This window comes from Shewanella metallivivens, from assembly GCF_028750675.1.
In the GTDB taxonomy this organism is placed as follows: domain Bacteria; phylum Pseudomonadota; class Gammaproteobacteria; order Enterobacterales; family Shewanellaceae; genus Shewanella; species Shewanella metallivivens.
In genome coordinates this window covers 60,566-77,471 of the sequence record NZ_JAQQPZ010000008.1, presented here as the reverse complement: position 1 = coordinate 77,471, position 16,906 = coordinate 60,566, and the positions used below count along the sequence as shown (strand labels likewise).

The following is a 16,906-nucleotide window of genomic DNA, read 5'->3' as shown; positions in this document are numbered from 1 at the left end:
ACCAAGATATCATACATAGATACTGTATAAATAAACAGTATTCTAGCAGTCAAATAGAAATGATCAAATAATGATTATGAAAGATTGTTGTTCAGGGGGGATGAAAGCGGAACAGTGGATACAAAAAAGCCTCTTAACGAGGCTCTTTGTGATCAACAGATTAAGCGAGCAGTACTACCATTTCTTTTTAGGTTGAAACAGCATGTCGATGTCATCACCTTCTTTTTTCGGTGCTGGTGTACTTGGCTCTGTACGACGTTGCGCCCCCATAATTTCATCGAGCAATTGTTTGGCTTCATCGACCTTACGCGCAATAAATGGGTCATTTGGCGTTTGTGCTTTAATGGTGTGTAAGGTATTTAATGCTTTGGTAACCATTTGTTTACTCGAACCATATTGCTTCATAAAACTCGCTGCACGAGCACGGCTTATCATCGACTCAACGTTAATTCGTAATTGCAAGTTGTCGATGCGCATTTCTTCTTCAGCAAAAACAGTAGGGTCAACTTTTCCTTTATTATGTTCCGCGCGCAATATCGCTTTGAGCTTTTTAAGGGTTTTGACCAACTCAAGAATTTGTCTGTCATTATCTGGTAGGCGAAAATTTTCAACTGCAGGGACTTGGCTTGGCGAGTTTGATACTGTAGTAATTTGCGCTTTAATATCGCCCAGACGACGTTCATAGTCTGATTTTAATTGGCCACTTGCATGGTTTAGTGATTGTTCTAGTGCGTCTTGAATTCGGCGGTAAAGCACTAGCATGATGTGGCTGGAGCAAGGTGCCATTCCCGTGTTAGACAGTACAGCGTCAGTTTCGTCAATAATGGCACGTTGACGAGCGACTTCAATGCGGCGCTCAGCTTCTGCACGCTCTTTTTGTTGTTGGACAATACTAAAACCAATGATGAGTAATAGCAGTGCACCAATAAGAATTAATACTACAATTAAGGACATAAAGGTTCCATTTTATCTAGGGCTTGTTGATCTTTACTGATTGAGTTTTGTTCGAGTTAAAAACGTTTTTAGCCGACCTCTTCGGGCGGCGTTTGTTGACTATTTTTACTGCGTTATCGACTTTATGTAGAATAAATACACCTCAAAGTCTCTGCCTTGCAGTTATATATGTTAGTCATGGTCAACAACTGCTGCAAAAACAACCTTAAAAGAACAATTTGCCCTAACATTTAGCAAGGGAAAAGCAGCCAAAATAGTTGGCTCAAAAGTACTTTATATCTTAGCGTATGTTATTGCGGCTGTCGTTGAATAATAAGTCGTTTTGGTGATAAATCATTAAACAGATCAATTAAACCTTTTGTCTAATATCGCTATCGCATTTTTGCGGGGCTTTTTACTTGCTCGTTATTACTTTTTATATTATATTTCTTGTTAAATATAATTTTTCGTCATAGTTGAGCGATAGTTCTACTTTGATGAACTCCGAGCGATAGCGTCGTTATTCAGATATTGCGTGAATAACTAACGGTCAATCAAGGATAAAATCATGAAGCTGCAGCAGCTAAGATATATTGCAGAAGTCGTCAAACATAATCTTAATGTATCTACGACCGCTGAAAACCTTTATACCTCACAACCTGGTATTAGTAAGCAAGTGCGTATGCTGGAAGATGAACTTGGGATCCAGATATTTGGTCGAAGCGGTAAACATTTGACCCATGTCACACCTGCTGGACAGCAAGTTATTGATATTGCAAATGATATACTAAGCAAAGTCGATAGCATTAAAAAAGTATCTGAAGAATACACCAAGCCAAATCAAGGCGAGTTGAATATTGCGACTACAGATACGCAGGCGCGTTATGCATTGCCGCAAATCATACGTGAATTTATTAAACGTTACCCCAAAGTAAACTTACATATGCATCAAGGTACGCCATCGCAGATCAGCGAACAAGCAGCAAGAGGTGATGCCGACTTTGCAATTGCGACAGAAGCCATGCACCTGTATACCGATTTGATTATGTTGCCTTGTTATCACTGGAATCGCTCAATTGTTGTAACCCGTGAGCATCCGCTCGCAAGTAGAACAACGATTAGCATAGAAGACTTAGCTGAGTATCCACTAGTCACGTATGTATTTGGTTTTGACAAAGCTTCTGAAATTGAAAAATCATTTAATCGTGCGAACCTCGATCCTCGAGTGGTGTTTAGTGCTACCAGCGCAGATGTGCTTAAAACCTATGTTAGACTTGGACTCGGGGTTGGGGTGATAGCTTCAATGGCGATCGATCCTGCCGTAGATACCGATTTAGTTACCATTGATGCCAGTCATTTATTTGCCCACAGTACGACTAAGATTGGCTTTAGGCGTGGCAGTTTTTTGCGGGGTTATATGTATGACTTTATGTTGCATTTTGCACCTCATTTAACCCGTGATGTGGTAGAAAAGGCGGTCGCATTGCGTGATCAACAGTTAATTGATGAGATGTTCGCCGATATGAGTTTACCTGTACGTTAATCCTGACCTAATAAAAAACCTCGCCGTGGCGAGGTTTTTTATGTCTTAGCCGTGCAGGTTAATCAACGCTAATCAGGTGCAAAGCCTGAGGGACCAATTAACTCGCCATCTAAAAACGCGTTGCCATTCGACATTGTTAATCTACCTAAGCTGAACCACTTTACCACGAGTGGGTAGATAGCGTGTTCTTGCTCGTGTACACGTTCAGCTAATACTGAAGCATCTTCACCAGGGTAAACAGGGACTTTAGCCTGTAAAATCACAGGGCCAGAGTCGAGTTCTGGGATCACAAAATGCACACTGGCACCGTGTTCGCTATCACCAGCATCAATGGCACGCTGATGGGTATTTAACCCAGTATATTTAGGTAATAATGATGGGTGGATATTGATCATCTTGCCTAAAAAGCGGCTAACAAACTCATCAGTCAAAATGCGCATAAACCCAGCGAGTACAATTAAATCTGGCTGGTATTTGTTTATTGCTGCCAACAATCGAGCATCGTATTCACTGCGAGACTCATTTTTGTAAGCGATAACGCAACTGGTATCAATTTCGCTATGGTGAGCGCGGATTAAACCATAAGCATCTGGTTTGTTGCTAATGACTCCAACAACTTCGGCATGTAAATTATCATCGCAACCATCAATGATGGCCTGAAGATTACTGCCACTGCCAGAAATCAGTACAACAACACGACAGCTTGGGCTCATTAGATGATCTCCACTTGCTCTTCGTCATCTTGACGAGTTGCAATTTCACCAATTAACCATGCGTTTTCACCTTCGGCTTTTAGCAGTGCTAAAGCCGCATCAACTTTGTCAGCAGGGAGCGCGATAACCATACCAACACCACAGTTAAAGGTGAGGTACATTTCGTGTTGAGCGATGTTACCGTTTTGCATTAACCAATCAAATACCACAGGCCACTGCCAAGAATCACCTTTGACGACGGCTTTGCAATTTTCAGGTAAAACGCGAGGGATGTTTTCCCAAAAACCACCACCAGTGATGTGAGCCATTGCATGTATTTCTGATTGTTCAATCAGTTTCAATAACGGTTTAACATAAATTTTTGTTGGTTCGAGTAAATGGTCAATTAATGGCTTACCGGCAAGATCTTGTTTAGGATCAGCTTGGCTGACTTCTAACACTTTACGAATTAACGAGTAACCGTTTGAGTGAGGACCACTTGAGCCTAATGCAATTAAGGCATCACCAGCATTAACTTTGGTACCGTCAATGATGTCTTCTTTTTCAACTACACCGACACAGAAGCCTGCAAGATCGTAATCTTCGCCTTCATACATGCCTGGCATTTCAGCGGTTTCGCCACCAATTAAGGCACAGCCAGACTGGAAACAACCTTCAGCGATACCATTAACCACAGAGGTTGCCGTTTCAACGTCAAGTTTTCCGGTGGCGTAGTAGTCAAGGAAGAACAATGGTTCTGCACCAGATACGATAAGGTCATTAACGCACATAGCAACTAAATCGACACCAACAGTGTCGTGCTTTTTGTAATCAATGGCTAAACGTAACTTAGTACCAACACCATCAGTACCAGAAACGAGTACAGGGTGTTTGTATTTAGTCGGTAATTCGCAGAGTGCGCCAAAACCGCCTAAATTGCCCATAACTTCTGGACGGCGTGTGCGTTTTACCGCAGATTTAATGTTGTTTACTAACGCATTACCTGCATCGATATCAACGCCGGCGTCTTTGTAACTTAGGGGGGTAGGAGTGCTCACGGAGGATCCTCTAGGGTACATCGTTTTAGGAATTTTATGCGGCAGTATTCTACCAGTTTGTCTCATTAGTCGAAAGCCATGTTTTTACTTTATCCTCAAAAGAAAACGATGAATTGTCGATTTTTTATTGGTTTAGCTCACGATTTACTGCAATTTTGAAACTTTATGTTTTATAGATGGGATAAATCGACTAACATTTGTCAAATTTGCCTGAAAAGTCGGAAATCTAGGAGAAAGAAATGAAAGTCGTTGAAGTTAAGCATCCACTGGTTCGTCATAAAGTCGGTTTGATGCGTGAAGCGGATATCAGTACCAAACGATTTCGTGAATTGGCCACAGAAGTGGGCAGTTTATTAACCTATGAAGCAACAGCTGATTTTGAAACTGAAACCGTCACTATCGATGGATGGAATGGTCCAGTCAGTATTGAGCAATTAAAAGGTAAAAAAGTCACTGTCGTGCCCATTTTACGTGCGGGTCTAGGCATGATGGACGGTGTATTAGAGCATATTCCTAGTGCACGTATTTCTGTTGTAGGTATTTACCGTGACGAAGAAACGCTACAACCTGTACCTTATTTTGAAAAAATCGTCAGTAATGTAGAAGAGCGTATTGCGTTAGTAGTTGACCCAATGCTGGCCACAGGCGGCTCGATGATTGCGACCATCGATTTGCTGAAAAAACGGGGTTGTACTTCAATTAAAGCCTTAGTGCTTGTCGCTGCACCAGAAGGGATAAAAGCGTTAGAAGAAGCACATCCTGATATTGAGCTTTACACTGCAGCAATCGATCAATGCCTGAATGAACAAGGTTATATTTTGCCTGGTTTAGGTGATGCAGGTGACAAGATTTTTGGTACTAAATAATTCCAGTATTGACACACAAAATATGGGAGCCAGTTGGCTCCCATTTTTTATGTGTTCTTTTTTACTTTTGAGTTACAAGATCATTGTATTTACAGCACCATTGCAGCTATCCAACCAAATACGAGCAACGGAATGTTGTAATGCACAAATGTTGGGATAACACTGTCGCGAATATGATCATGTTGGCCATCGGCATTAAGACCCGCAGTCGGCCCTAAGGTCGAGTCTGATGCTGGCGATCCTGCGTCACCCAGTGCTGCAGCCGTTCCAACTAAAGCAATTGTCGCAGCAACAGAAAACCCAAAGTTCAGTGCTAATGGTACATAAATGGTGGCAATAATCGGAATGGTTGAAAACGAAGAACCAATGCCCATAGTGATCAGTAAACCCACAATCAACATTAGCAGTGCAGCTAACGCTTTGTTGTCGCCAATAATGTCTCCTAATGATGTTACCAGGGTGCTGACTTCACCGGTTGATTTAACTACGGCAGCAAAACCTGCAGCTGCAATCATAATAAAGCCAATGCTAGCCATCATATGAACGCCTTGATTGAACAAGTCTTTACTGATGTCTTGCTTAATAATGCCTGAAAAACGAAAGATGATAAATCCGCTTAAGGCACCAAAAATCATTGAGTCGGTTTGCAGTTGGACAACCAAAGTAACAATAATGGCTGATATTGAAATGATGATACTTTTGCGCTTTATAACCGGCGTTTCTGTGTCACTCTCCACCGGTTGCTCAATCATGTACTTTCTTGGTTTACGGTAGCTAATAAATATGGCCATTAATAAACCACACACCATGCCTAAAGCTGGTAGCAACATGGCTTGAGGGATCTGTGCGTTGACCGCATCTAAACCATTAGTATTTAAGTTTGCCAACAAAATATCGTTTAAGAAAATGCCACCAAAACCTATCGGTAAAATCATGTAAGTAGTGACCAAACCGAAGGTTAAAATACACGCAATCAGACGACGGTCGATATTAAGTTTAGACATAACGTGCAGTAACGGTGGAATAAGGATAGGTATAAAGGCGATATGGATCGGTAAAATATTTTGCGAAGATACGGCCATCGCTAAAATTGCCACTAATAATAACCAGCGTACCATTTGGGTATTGTTGTTATTAGGCTCTTTACCCAGTTTTTTAATAATAGAATGAGAAATTAACGTCGTTAAACCTGAGTGTGATAGCGCGGCAGCAAAGGCGCCTAATAATGCGTAACTTAACGCAATTTGAGCTCCCCCCCCTAAACCATCATTAAAAGCTGTAATGGTTTGATGGATATCTAATCCACCGACTAAACCCGCAACAACCGCACTGATGGTTAATGCCACCACCACATTAATGCGAATAAAGCTTAAAAAAAGCATTAAGCAAACCGCGATAACAACCGCATTCATAATCGTAATTCTTTAAAGTAAATGAGACGGCTATTTTTGACTGCTAGATCGTATTTGTCCAGCGCAGATGAAATTTTTAATCATTGGTGCAGGTTTTAAAGGAATGACTGAATGTTTTTAATACAAATGAGTCAGCAATCAATGATGAGTATTGGGCGTAATCAGTAAACTGTCGCATTAATAGGGGGCGGTTTAATTTAAAGCGCTTGATAATGATTTTGTCACACGGCACTATTACATTAGTGACTCTGCATGTTTCATTTTTCAGCAGGTAAACTATTTTCAGATGAAATAGCTTATAAGTCTGTGAAATTAACTGTATGGTATATGACTGAATAAGTACCAAAGGTATGAATGTTCGAGTAATGGATGACTATGAAAGAATTTTTGTGCCTTTGTAGCATGTAAAAAGCCATTAAATGGAGATTGATAATGAGCGTATTAGTAGGCCGTCCAGCCCCAGATTTTACAGCCGCAGCCGTTCTTGGTTCTGGTGAAATTGTTGACACATTTAACCTAGCTACCGCAATTAAAGGTAAGCCAGCGGTTATTTTCTTCTATCCACTTGATTTTACTTTTGTGTGTCCATCAGAGCTTATTGCTTTTGATCACCGCATGGAAGAGTTCACTAAGCGTGGCGTAGAAGTTATTGGTGTTTCTATTGACTCACAGTTTACTCATAACGCATGGCGTAACACCCCAGTAGATAAAGGTGGTATTGGCCAAGTTAAGTACACCCTAGTTGCTGACGTTAAGCACGAGATTTGTAAAGCATATGATGTTGAGCATCCAGAAGCGGGTGTTGCTTTCCGTGGTTCTTTCTTAGTAGATAAAGAAGGCCAAGTACGTCACCAAGTGGTTAACGATTTACCATTAGGCCGTAATGTTGATGAAATGATCCGTATGATCGACGCACTTCAATTCCATGAAGAACATGGTGAAGTTTGCCCAGCGGGCTGGTCAAAAGGCGAAAAAGGTATGACTGCTAGCACAGAAGGTGTGGCTGCATATTTAAAAGATAACTCTGCAAAGCTTTAATGCTAAGAGTTTGAACTAATAAAAAAGCTGCTTCGGCAGCTTTTTTATTAGGCGTGTATTTCTACGTTGTTCATCAGAAAACGTATATAAATACTGGCAGATTATTAAAATAGGTTGGTGTGGTTACTCTGTATCGGCATCTTCAGCATTGACAAGGGGCCAGCCACCAAGCGCTTTCCAACGGTTAACAATATGACAAAATAACTCTGCAGTACGTTCAGTGTCATATAGCGCGGAGTGGGCTTCTTTACTATCAAAATCAATCCCTGCCATCTTACAGGCTTTAGCCAGTACGGTATGGCCTATGGCCAGTCCTGCTAATGTTGCAGTATCAAAGCTTGCAAATGGATGAAACGGTGAGCGTTTTAAATTATTACGTTCAATTGCTTGATTTACAAAACCCAAATCAAATGCAGCGTTGTGAGCCACAATAATGCAACGATGGCAATCAGCGGCTTTTTGTGCTTTTTTGACTTCTTTAAATATCTCTAAAAAAGCGACTTTCTCATCAACGGCCCCCCGAAGCGGGTTCGTGGGATCAATGCCATTGAACGCTAAAGCTTCGGGCTCTAGGTTAGCACCGTCAAAAGGTTCAATATGAAAATGTAAGGTTTTGTCGAGTTCAATGACTCCATCACTGTTCATTTTTAACATTGTGACGGCAATTTCAAGCAACGCATCGGTTTTGGCATTAAAGCCCGCGGTTTCAACATCAATCACTACAGGGAAGTAACCACGAAAGCGGTGTTTAAACTTGTTAGCGTCGCAAATATCAGTCATTACAGTCTTTATCCTCAATTGATACCATTTTCAGAGCAAATGATATAAGCCGAGTATTATGCGCAAACTGACGCGCACTGTCATGTTTGATTGTGTTTTTTATCGGCGATTAAACATGAATGTTTGCTAAAGAAACCCCTAAACAGGCCGATAGTTACTATGTAATCGGTATAAAGGGTGTTTTTATGTGGCGAAAACTGATGGTTATCACAAGTTTGTGTCTTTGCTCAACGGCTCATGCCGATTTGAGACATTATGTTGCGTCTCTTGAAAACTCAGCATGGCGTGTCGGTGAGAACAATCCAATCGAATGTCGTTTAGAGCACGACATTCCTGATTACGGCCGCGCCATCTTTACCAGTATTGCTGGTAAAGAGCTCAACTTACAATTTACTTTAGACATGTGGTTAAAACCAGACTCGGTGACCAATGCAACGCTAATCAGCCGAGCGCCTAGTTGGCGACCTGGGCATAATTCTAAAGAGATCACTCAATTAGCTTACCAAAAGCAATTTAATGGCGAAGTGCCTAAAAAGGCGGCGTGGTCAATGCTGACAGAGTTAAGCCAAGGTATGGAACCAACATTTTATTATGCCGATTGGTATAACCCTGATTCTAAAATTGCGGTGGGCTTGTCATCGGCCAACTTTGGAGGCAAATATCGTGAGTTTCGTTCTTGTTTAGCAAACTTATTACCCTACAGTTTTGATGATATTGCGTTTACCGTATTAAATTACCAAGAGGGTGGTCTAGAGTTAACTCGTTTTTCAAAAATGCAATTACAAAAAGTACAACGTTACTTATCATTCGACCCTGAAGTTGAATTGGTTTTGATTGATGCTTATACCGACAGTTATGGTGGCCGTTCGGTAAACCAAAGGGTGTCTGACAAGCGTGCAGATTCTGTTAAAGACATTCTTATTGCGAGTGGTATTCCTCAAGACCGTATTCATACAGAAGGTCACGGTGAGAAACGTCATGTAGCTGCCAATGATCTAGAGCAGGAGCGCCAAATAAACCGCCGTGTAGTGATTAAGATAACCAAACCGATATAACCATATTTAAAACCCTAAGCGATATACATAAACCCAAACCGCCTCTGTTTGGGTTTTATTTTGCCTCTTGTCCAAGTTATTAAAAATTAATCGGTAAAAAAAAGACAAAAAAAACCCACTTAATCCAAGTGGGCTGAATAATTTGCAATCAACAAATTTAAGGAAGGAAGTCAAGCATAAGAACCAGGGTAAACTGAGGTATTGGGTTACATCAGTTTGGTGTTCTTGGTTTTCAACATCTGAATCGGATGTGTCCTGAAAACAAGGCTATATTAGAATGAAAAAAGAGATTCAACAAACTAGAAAAATTACGCTTTAGCATTAGTAAAACTAATGAATTTGATGGAGTGGTATTTTAGTGAATCATGCTTAATCGCCTGGTATAGTGGTTTGTTAGATTCTTATACATATCTTGTGCATAATTATTCGGATTAATAAATTGGGGTTAGCGATAATATTTAACAATTGATGGTTGAGCGATTTGTCGATTCAGTATTTTATGTAGAATACATGCTAAAAGCCGATATGTTTGCTGTATTGCCTTATAAAAAATGGAGAATAACATTGGTTAATTCCTCACTGATATATTTTAGCTGTTATTAAGGTTGGTATATCGATTGTTAAGGGGGGAAGTGTCGCGATACGATTAGCCGAGGTTTATCGTCATAACACGATAAAGGAAATGAAGAATGCAAGAGAATATTGCCTATTGTTCAGCCCAATGCATTGTTTTAAAACACCTCAGCTTAGCCTCTAAAAACTGATGATAACAATGGTAACAACACCTAAATATCGTAACTGAGTCATTGGGTGTAACATGAGGTTTAATCGTACTTTTTTGTGTAAACTTTTGTTAATGATTTGGGTAAATACATTAATAAAGCTTCATCTATTACAGTTCCTGAGGTTTTTCGTGTGTTTTAGCTCATTTTGAGCAAAATAAAGTCCTTTTTTCCCCTTAGGCATTATTCACAAGCGTGCTGCTACTCGGTATAGTAAGCCAACTTTTGTCTGTTAAGAATTCGTGTTCTGATTATGTTTGTTTGGCCCATATCAATTTACTATGAAGATACCGATGCCGGTGGTGTTGTGTACCATTCAAACTACTTGAACTTTTTTGAAAGGGCACGGACACAATGGTTAAAAGCGATGGGTGTTCGCCAAGCGCAATTGCTGGCGAAAGATATTGCTTTTGTCGTTAAACATGCTGATATCGATTTTCGTAAAGCAGCAAAATTTGAGCAAGACTTATTGGTTGAATCCAAAGTCGTAGAATTAAAAAAAGCGTCTTTGGTGTTTCACCAACGCTTAGTTGATCATCAAGGTGATTGCTATTGTGAAGCGACAGTCGTTGTCGCGTGTATATCTTTGTCACGAATGCGTCCCCGCGCAATTCCCCTAAATATTGTTCAGGAGTTTGACAGTGCACGCTGAAATTTCATTTATTGGCTTGTTTTTAGAAGCCAGTGTGTTGGTAAAATTGGTCATGTTGACCTTGTTGGCATTATCGATTGCCTCTTGGGCGGTGATTCTTCAACGTAACAAATTGCTCAGTTCAGCAAGAGTCAAGGCATTGCGCTTTGAAGATACCTTTTGGTCTGGTGTTGATTTAAACCGTCTTTATAAAGAGCTTATTGCCCGTGGTAATACAATATCAGGCTTAGAAGCAATGTTTGTTGCTGGGTTTAAAGAATATACCCGTTTGAGTAAAGTAAACAGTAAATCACCAGAAGCGGTGATGGACGGTACTTCGCGTGCTATGCGTGTGAGTTTGTCGCGTGAGATGGAAAAATTAGAACATCATTTACCTTTATTGGCCACCATTGGTTCGACTAGTCCATATATTGGTTTATTTGGGACGGTATGGGGGATTATGAATTCGTTTATCGCATTAGGTGCCGTTGAAAATGCCACATTAGCAATGGTTGCTCCAGGTATCGCAGAGGCTCTGATTGCAACGGCAATGGGGTTATTTGCGGCAATTCCTGCCGTCATTGGTTACAACAGATTCTCGACTCAAGTTGAAAAGCTTGAGGGTTCATATGCCAACTTTATGGAAGAATTCTCAAACATATTGCAACGTCAAGCGTATAGCGAGAAGGAAGCTGTTTAATGTATCAGCGTAAACGTCGTCGTCCGGTTGCAGAAATCAACGTGGTGCCTTATATCGACGTGATGTTAGTGTTGTTAATTATTTTTATGGTTACAGCGCCAATCGTATCGCAAGGTGTCAAAGTGGAGTTACCGCAAGGCAATGCAGAAACCCTGCCTCCAGACAGTAAGCCACCCATTGTTGCCTCTATTGACGCAGCCGGTGAGTACTTTTTAAATGTGGGCAGTAGCTCAAACTCTGCCGCGATGGATTTAGAGCAGGTGTCTACCGAAGTTGGTGCACTTATTGCGCTTGAGCCGCTGAGACCTGTGGTGGTAAAAGCGGATCGTTCTATTCCATATGAAAGTGTGATCCAATTAATGATAAGTCTGCAAAGTGCTGGTGTACCCGCTGTTGGACTTATGACCGATTCACCGAAGGAGAAATAGGTGGCTGGAAAATCAGATTTAACCGTACCTGTTTCTATTTCTGCAGGTATACATATTGGTGTTATTGTCATTCTTGCCTTAGGCATTAGTTTTGATGATAAGCCCAAACAAATGCAAACGGCAGCGAGTGCACCTGCCGTTCAAGCTATTGTGATTGATCAACAGAAAGTGAATGAACGCGTTGAGCAATTAAAGAAGCAAAAGCAAGATGCGCTGCAACAAGAAAAAAACCGTCAGGCAGAACTCGAACGCAAAGCCTTAGAAGCAAAGCGTGAACGTGAGCGTGAGCAAGAGAAGATCAAAACATTAGAGATCCAGCGCAAACAGAAAGAAGCTGAAACTCAAAAAGCGAATGATGCCGCAAAAGCCGCCAAGATTAAGCAGCAACAAGAGAAAGAACGTGCTTTAAAAGCTGAAGAAGTTCGTAAGCAAAAAGAGCAAGAACAAAAAGCATCTGAAGAAGCAGCGAAGCAAGCAGCTGAAAAGCGTAAGCAAGAAGAAGCTGCGGCTAAAAAAGCACAAGAAGAGCGCCAACGTGCTGAAGATGAGCGTAAACGTAAAGAGGAAGCCGAACGTAAACTGCGTGAAGAAGCTGAGAAAAAACGTCAAGCCGCTGAAACTAAAGCACGTCAAGAGCGTGAAATGGCTGAAGCAATGGCAGCAGAGCAAGATTCACTTTCTAAAACACGCAACAAACAAGTGCTGTCTGAAGTTGATAAATATAAAGCAATGATAATAGCCACGATCCAACGTAACTTAGTGGTTGATGAATCAATGCGTGGTAAAAGTTGTCGCGTCTTTATTCGCTTAGCATCAGATGGGTTTGTGACCACTGCACAAACTCTCGAAGGTGACCAGGTTGTTTGCCGCGCGGCAAAAGTGGCGATAAACAAAGCTGGGCGTTTACCTGTTTCGCCAGAACCAGCTGTTTATCAACAATTAAAAGAAATAAATTTAACGGTTTCACCGGAATTTAATTAATATCAAACGTAAATAAGTGATGGAATTGAGTAAAAGGAGTCGCATGAAGAATTTGGCTAAATGGTTAACACTGTTACTTGTTGTGTTAACGACACCTGCTCGCGCAGCGTTAGATATTGTGATTACCGAAGGTGTGGATGCTGCAAGACCTATTGCTGTAGTGCCCTTTGTTTGGCAAGGACAAGGTCCTGCTCCTGCATCTATCTCTGATGTCGTAACATCTGATCTTGCTCGCAGTGGTACTTTTAAGTCATTAGACGTAAGAGCATTACCACAAACAACCTTGTCATCGGTTAATGGTTTTGCTGCGCAAAACTGGGCCAACGTAGAAGCGGAAGCGGTTGTAGTGGGGTCTGTTAAGCCATATGGCACAGATCAGTATTTGGTAAGCTTTGAACTGATTGATTTAGTAAGAGCGCAAAACGTGATGAGTAAAGGCCCTGTTAACAACAGTGAGTTACTACTTGAAAGCCGTGAAACGGTCATTAGCGCTAATCAATTTAGACAGTACGGTCACCGCATTAGTGATATTGTTTACGAAAAACTTACCGGTATTAGAGGTGCGTTTTTAACTCGTATTGCTTATGTTGTTGTTAAACAAGGCCAAAAAGCACCTTATCATCTGATGATTGCTGATTATGACGGTTACAATGAACAAATGTTATTGCGCTCGCCTGAGCCATTAATGTCACCAACGTGGTCACCAGATGGACGTCGTTTAGCATATGTTAGTTTTGAGAACCGAAAAGCTGAAATTTTTGTACAAGACATCTATAGCCAAACGCGTACTATGGTGAGTAGTTTCAATGGGATTAACGGTGCACCATCGTTTTCACCTGACGGCAAAAAGTTAGCCATCACCTTGTCTAAGGATGGTCAGCCGGAAATTTATGTGGTCGATATTGCGACTAAAAGTTCGCAACGCATTACCGACCATTACGCAATTGATACTGAGCCTTCTTGGTTTCCTGACGGTAAATCATTGTTATTTACCTCGGAGCGTGGTGGCAGACCACAGTTATATCGCGTAAGTTTAGATACAAATAAAGTCTCTCGTATGACATTTGAAGGGGAATGGAACCTCGGTGGTTCAATTACTCCTGACGGTCGTAGTATGATTTTTGTAAACCGTACTAATGGTAAGTTCCACATTGCTAGAATGGATTTAGCGACACGCTTTATGCAGGTGCTTTCATCAACTCAGCTTGATGAGTCACCAAGTGTTGCCCCTAATGGCACTATGGTTATCTACGGTACAACCCATCAAGGTAAACAAGTATTAGCTGCTGTTTCTATGGATGGCAGATTTAAAGCAAGATTGCCTGTCGGCCAGGGCGAGGTGAAGTCACCAGCATGGTCTCCGTTTCTCTAAATAGATATTGATAAGGATTTAAAATGGATCTGAATAAGTTGTTTAAAGCTATGTTGGTTGCAGTTCCGCTTATGGCACTGGGTGCCTGTAGCTCAACTTCAGACTCTGAAACAGACGCTAACGGTTCTATGAGTGGCACTGGTAGTGAATATGGTACTAGTGGTATTGAAACTGGTGGTGCTGGTGCAGTGTTAAGCCCGGCTGAACAGCAGCGTTTAAAAGAGCAAGAACTACGTCGTCAAAACATCATTTACTTCGATTTTGACCGCAGTGAAGTTCAAAGCGAAAACGCTGAAATCCTTCAAGCACACGGTAACTATTTAGTCGAAAATCCAAATGTTCGCGTATTGATTGAAGGTCATGCTGACGAACGTGGTACGCCAGAGTACAACATCGCACTAGGCGAACGTCGTGCTAAAGCGATTGCTAAGTATTTACAAGGTATGGGTGTACAACCTAACCAAATGAGTATCGTAAGCTATGGTGAAGAAAAACCATTAGATTACTCTCGTACAGACACTGGCTTCGGTTTAAACCGTCGTGGTGTATTAGTTTACTAAGTGTAAAAAATGTAAGGCCAATCGTTCGCGGTTGGCCTTTTTTAGGAGTGGACAAAATGAAACGAGCCATTTTAGTTGCGGCTATGCTATTCACTACCGCAAGTGCTTTTTCAGCCCCTGCACCAGTTTCAGATGTGTCTGGTGGTTCAAATGATGATCGAATTTCAAAATTAGAACGTATCATCAAAGCCAAACAACAGGTTGAGTTTGACATGCAACGCCGTATGGATGCATTACAAAATGAAGTGTTGGATTTACGTGGCATTACTGAGCAACAAAATTATCAAATGAATCAAATGTTGCAGCGTCAGCGCCAACTGTATGAGGAAATTGCTAATCTTACTGCTAAGTCATCGACGCCTGCTGTGCCAACTGAAGCTCAAGCTGATCCAACCACAGTTGCAGCCGCAAGTTCAACGTTAGGTGAAACTGGCAGCTACGAAGCCGCGGTCAATCTCGTGCTGAAAGAACGCAAATATGACGATGCAATACCTGCATTTCGTGACTTCATCACTCAATACCCAGATTCTAGCTATGCTGCCAATGCTAACTATTGGTTAGGACAACTGTTGTACAATAAGGGTGATAATACTGGCGCAAAGCAAGCCTTTAGCACTGTTGTCAGTAAGTTTGCAGATTCTAATAAGCGTGGTGATAGTTTGGTTAAACTTGGCATGATAGCTGAGAAAGAAAATGATTTTGCAGGTGCGAGAGCGCTTTATAACAAAGTACTAAAAGAATATGCCGACAGTGCCTCCGCGCGCCTTGCACAACAGCAATTATCAGCATTGAAAGGCTAATTAAGCCAAAAAACAGCCTCTTAGTCTGTTTTTCATGCAAACAACAAGAAATTATAAATTTGCGCTTGCATGAGAAATTGAAAAAGGTATTATAGGCGCCCTCAGAACGGCACAGCGTTCTGAGGGGGTTAAAGCGTTAATCACCTCAATGTAGTTTCTGCATCACAAGCGATTAAAGTTTATCAAACCAAGATGGGGCGTTAGCTCAGCCGGTCTTGAAACATAGACAGTTGGCTTTTGTTCCAGTAAGCGATGAAGCTTATAAAACCAAAATGGGTCGTTAGCTCAGTCGGTAGAGCAGTTGGCTTTTAACCAATTGGTCGAAGGTTCGAATCCTTCACGACCCACCACTTTTTTAAATCGTGGCTAAAGAATTTAAACGTTTTATCAGATGGGTCGTTAGCTCATTCGGTCTTGAAACATAGACAGTTGGCTTTTGTTCCAGTAAGSGATGAMGCTTATAAAACCAAAATGGGTCGTTAGCTCAGTCGGTCTTGAAACATAGACAGTTGGCTTTTGTTCCAGTAAGTGATGAAGCTTATAAAACCAAAATGGGTCGTTAGCTCAGTCGGTAGAGCAGTTGGCTTTTAACCAATTGGTCGAAGGTTCGAATCCTTCACGACCCACCACTTTCTAAATCGTGGCTAAAGAATTTAAACGTTTTATCAGATGGGTCGTTAGCTCATTCGGTCTTGAAACATAGACAGTTGGCTTTTGTTCCAGTAAGCGATGACGCTTATAAAACCAAAATGGGTCGTTAGCTCAGTCGGTCTTGAAACATAGACAGTTGGCTTTTGTTCCAGTAAGTGATGAAGCTTATAAAACCAAAATGGGTCGTTAGCTCAGTCGGTAGAGCAGTTGGCTTTTAACCAATTGGTCGAAGGTTCGAATCCTTCACGACCCACCACTTTTTNAAATYGTGGTTAAAGAATTTAAACGTTTTATCAGATGGGTCGTTAGCTCAGTCGGTCTTGAAACATAGACAGTTGGCTTTTGTTCCAGTAAGCGATGAAGCTTATAAAACCAAAATGGGTCGTTAGCTCAGTCGGTCTTGAAACATAGACAGTTGGCTTTTGTTCCAGTAAGTGATGAAGCTTATAAAACCAAAATGGGTCGTTAGCTCAGTCGGTAGAGCAGTTGGCTTTTAACCAATTGGTCGAAGGTTCGAATCCTTCACGACCCACCACTTTTTTAAATTGTGGTTAAAGAATTTAAACGTTTTATCAGATGGGTCGTTAGCTCAGTCGGTCTTGAAACATAGACAGTTGGCTTTTG

At 41.3% G+C, this 16,906-nt stretch carries 16 protein-coding genes and 4 tRNA genes; 15 read left to right on the top strand and 5 right to left on the bottom strand.

Features of this window, described 5'->3' with window-relative positions:
• Positions 1–174: 174 nt before the first annotated feature.
• Positions 175–954 (bottom strand): hypothetical protein, encoded by a 780-nt coding sequence (locus tag PQR79_RS11265; RefSeq protein WP_238103230.1) that lies wholly within the window; start codon positions 952–954, stop codon positions 175–177.
• A 547-nt stretch (positions 955–1,501) separates the two neighbouring features.
• Between PQR79_RS11265 and cysB the strand changes: the two genes are divergently transcribed.
• Positions 1,502–2,476: an HTH-type transcriptional regulator CysB gene (gene cysB / locus PQR79_RS11260; RefSeq protein WP_238103229.1), complete on the top strand. Its 975-nt coding sequence runs from the start codon at positions 1,502–1,504 to the stop codon at positions 2,474–2,476.
• Between the two features lie 68 nt (positions 2,477–2,544).
• Here the strand turns inward: cysB and purN are convergent, their stop codons facing one another.
• Positions 2,545–3,189, bottom strand: coding sequence for a phosphoribosylglycinamide formyltransferase (gene purN, locus PQR79_RS11255; protein ID WP_238103228.1), 645 nt, complete (start codon positions 3,187–3,189; stop codon positions 2,545–2,547).
• Positions 3,189–4,226 (bottom strand): phosphoribosylformylglycinamidine cyclo-ligase, encoded by a 1,038-nt coding sequence (purM, locus tag PQR79_RS11250; RefSeq protein ID WP_238103227.1) that lies wholly within the window; start codon positions 4,224–4,226, stop codon positions 3,189–3,191. Before purM ends, purN begins: the two co-directional genes overlap by 1 nt.
• Positions 4,227–4,465: 239 nt before the next feature.
• Between purM and upp the strand changes: the two genes are divergently transcribed.
• Positions 4,466–5,092 (top strand): uracil phosphoribosyltransferase, encoded by a 627-nt coding sequence (upp, locus tag PQR79_RS11245; protein WP_238103226.1) that lies wholly within the window; start codon positions 4,466–4,468, stop codon positions 5,090–5,092.
• A gap of 89 nt (positions 5,093–5,181) precedes the next feature.
• Here the strand turns inward: upp and PQR79_RS11240 are convergent, their stop codons facing one another.
• Positions 5,182–6,504, bottom strand: a complete 1,323-nt coding sequence (locus PQR79_RS11240) for a Na+/H+ antiporter family protein (protein ID WP_238103225.1) — start codon at positions 6,502–6,504, stop codon at positions 5,182–5,184.
• A gap of 432 nt (positions 6,505–6,936) precedes the next feature.
• On the opposite strand from PQR79_RS11240, the gene PQR79_RS11235 reads away from it, so the two are divergent.
• Positions 6,937–7,542, top strand: a complete 606-nt coding sequence (locus PQR79_RS11235; protein ID WP_137226743.1) for a peroxiredoxin — start codon at positions 6,937–6,939, stop codon at positions 7,540–7,542.
• 123 nt (positions 7,543–7,665) lie between these two features.
• On the opposite strand, the gene rnt is transcribed toward PQR79_RS11235, so the two are convergent.
• A complete protein-coding gene (gene rnt, locus PQR79_RS11230) occupies positions 7,666–8,322 on the bottom strand; it encodes a ribonuclease T (RefSeq protein ID WP_238103224.1) in 657 nt (218 codons plus the stop codon).
• A gap of 185 nt (positions 8,323–8,507) precedes the next feature.
• On the opposite strand from rnt, the gene PQR79_RS11225 reads away from it, so the two are divergent.
• The 12 genes from PQR79_RS11225 to PQR79_RS11170 all read left to right on the top strand — a co-directional run bounded on the left by PQR79_RS11225 (position 8,508) and on the right by PQR79_RS11170 (position 16,817).
• The gene (locus PQR79_RS11225; protein ID WP_238103350.1) at positions 8,508–9,377 is read left to right on the top strand and encodes a flagellar protein MotY; all 870 of its coding nucleotides are present in this window, start codon (positions 8,508–8,510) and stop codon (positions 9,375–9,377) included.
• Between the two features lie 1,032 nt (positions 9,378–10,409).
• Positions 10,410–10,811, top strand: a complete 402-nt coding sequence (gene ybgC / locus PQR79_RS11220; RefSeq protein WP_238103349.1) for a tol-pal system-associated acyl-CoA thioesterase — start codon at positions 10,410–10,412, stop codon at positions 10,809–10,811.
• Positions 10,801–11,490 (top strand): protein TolQ, encoded by a 690-nt coding sequence (gene tolQ / locus PQR79_RS11215; protein ID WP_238103223.1) that lies wholly within the window; start codon positions 10,801–10,803, stop codon positions 11,488–11,490. Before ybgC ends, tolQ begins: the two co-directional genes overlap by 11 nt.
• Entirely contained in the window at positions 11,490–11,918 is a 429-nt protein-coding gene (tolR, locus tag PQR79_RS11210) for a protein TolR (protein WP_238103221.1), read from the top strand. The genes tolQ and tolR overlap by 1 nt, the downstream gene beginning before the upstream one ends.
• Entirely contained in the window at positions 11,919–12,899 is a 981-nt protein-coding gene (tolA, locus tag PQR79_RS11205) for a cell envelope integrity protein TolA (RefSeq protein WP_238103220.1), read from the top strand. It begins immediately after the preceding gene.
• A 43-nt stretch (positions 12,900–12,942) separates the two neighbouring features.
• On the top strand, positions 12,943–14,271 hold the full coding sequence (gene tolB / locus PQR79_RS11200) for a Tol-Pal system beta propeller repeat protein TolB (RefSeq protein ID WP_238103219.1): 1,329 nt from the start codon (positions 12,943–12,945) through the stop codon (positions 14,269–14,271).
• A gap of 23 nt (positions 14,272–14,294) precedes the next feature.
• Positions 14,295–14,831, top strand: coding sequence for a peptidoglycan-associated lipoprotein Pal (gene pal, locus PQR79_RS11195; protein ID WP_238103218.1), 537 nt, complete (start codon positions 14,295–14,297; stop codon positions 14,829–14,831).
• Between the two features lie 56 nt (positions 14,832–14,887).
• Positions 14,888–15,631 carry a tol-pal system protein YbgF gene (ybgF, locus tag PQR79_RS11190; RefSeq protein WP_238103217.1) on the top strand — a complete coding sequence of 248 codons (744 nt, stop codon included), beginning with the start codon at positions 14,888–14,890 and terminating at the stop codon, positions 15,629–15,631.
• 274 nt (positions 15,632–15,905) lie between these two features.
• Positions 15,906–15,981, top strand: a tRNA-Lys gene (locus PQR79_RS11185).
• Between the two features lie 203 nt (positions 15,982–16,184).
• Positions 16,185–16,260: transfer RNA gene (locus tag PQR79_RS11180), tRNA-Lys, on the top strand.
• A 202-nt stretch (positions 16,261–16,462) separates the two neighbouring features.
• Positions 16,463–16,538: transfer RNA gene (locus PQR79_RS11175), tRNA-Lys, on the top strand.
• Positions 16,539–16,741: 203 nt separating this feature from the next.
• Positions 16,742–16,817, top strand: a tRNA-Lys gene (locus tag PQR79_RS11170).
• The last annotated feature ends 89 nt before the right edge of the window (positions 16,818–16,906 follow it).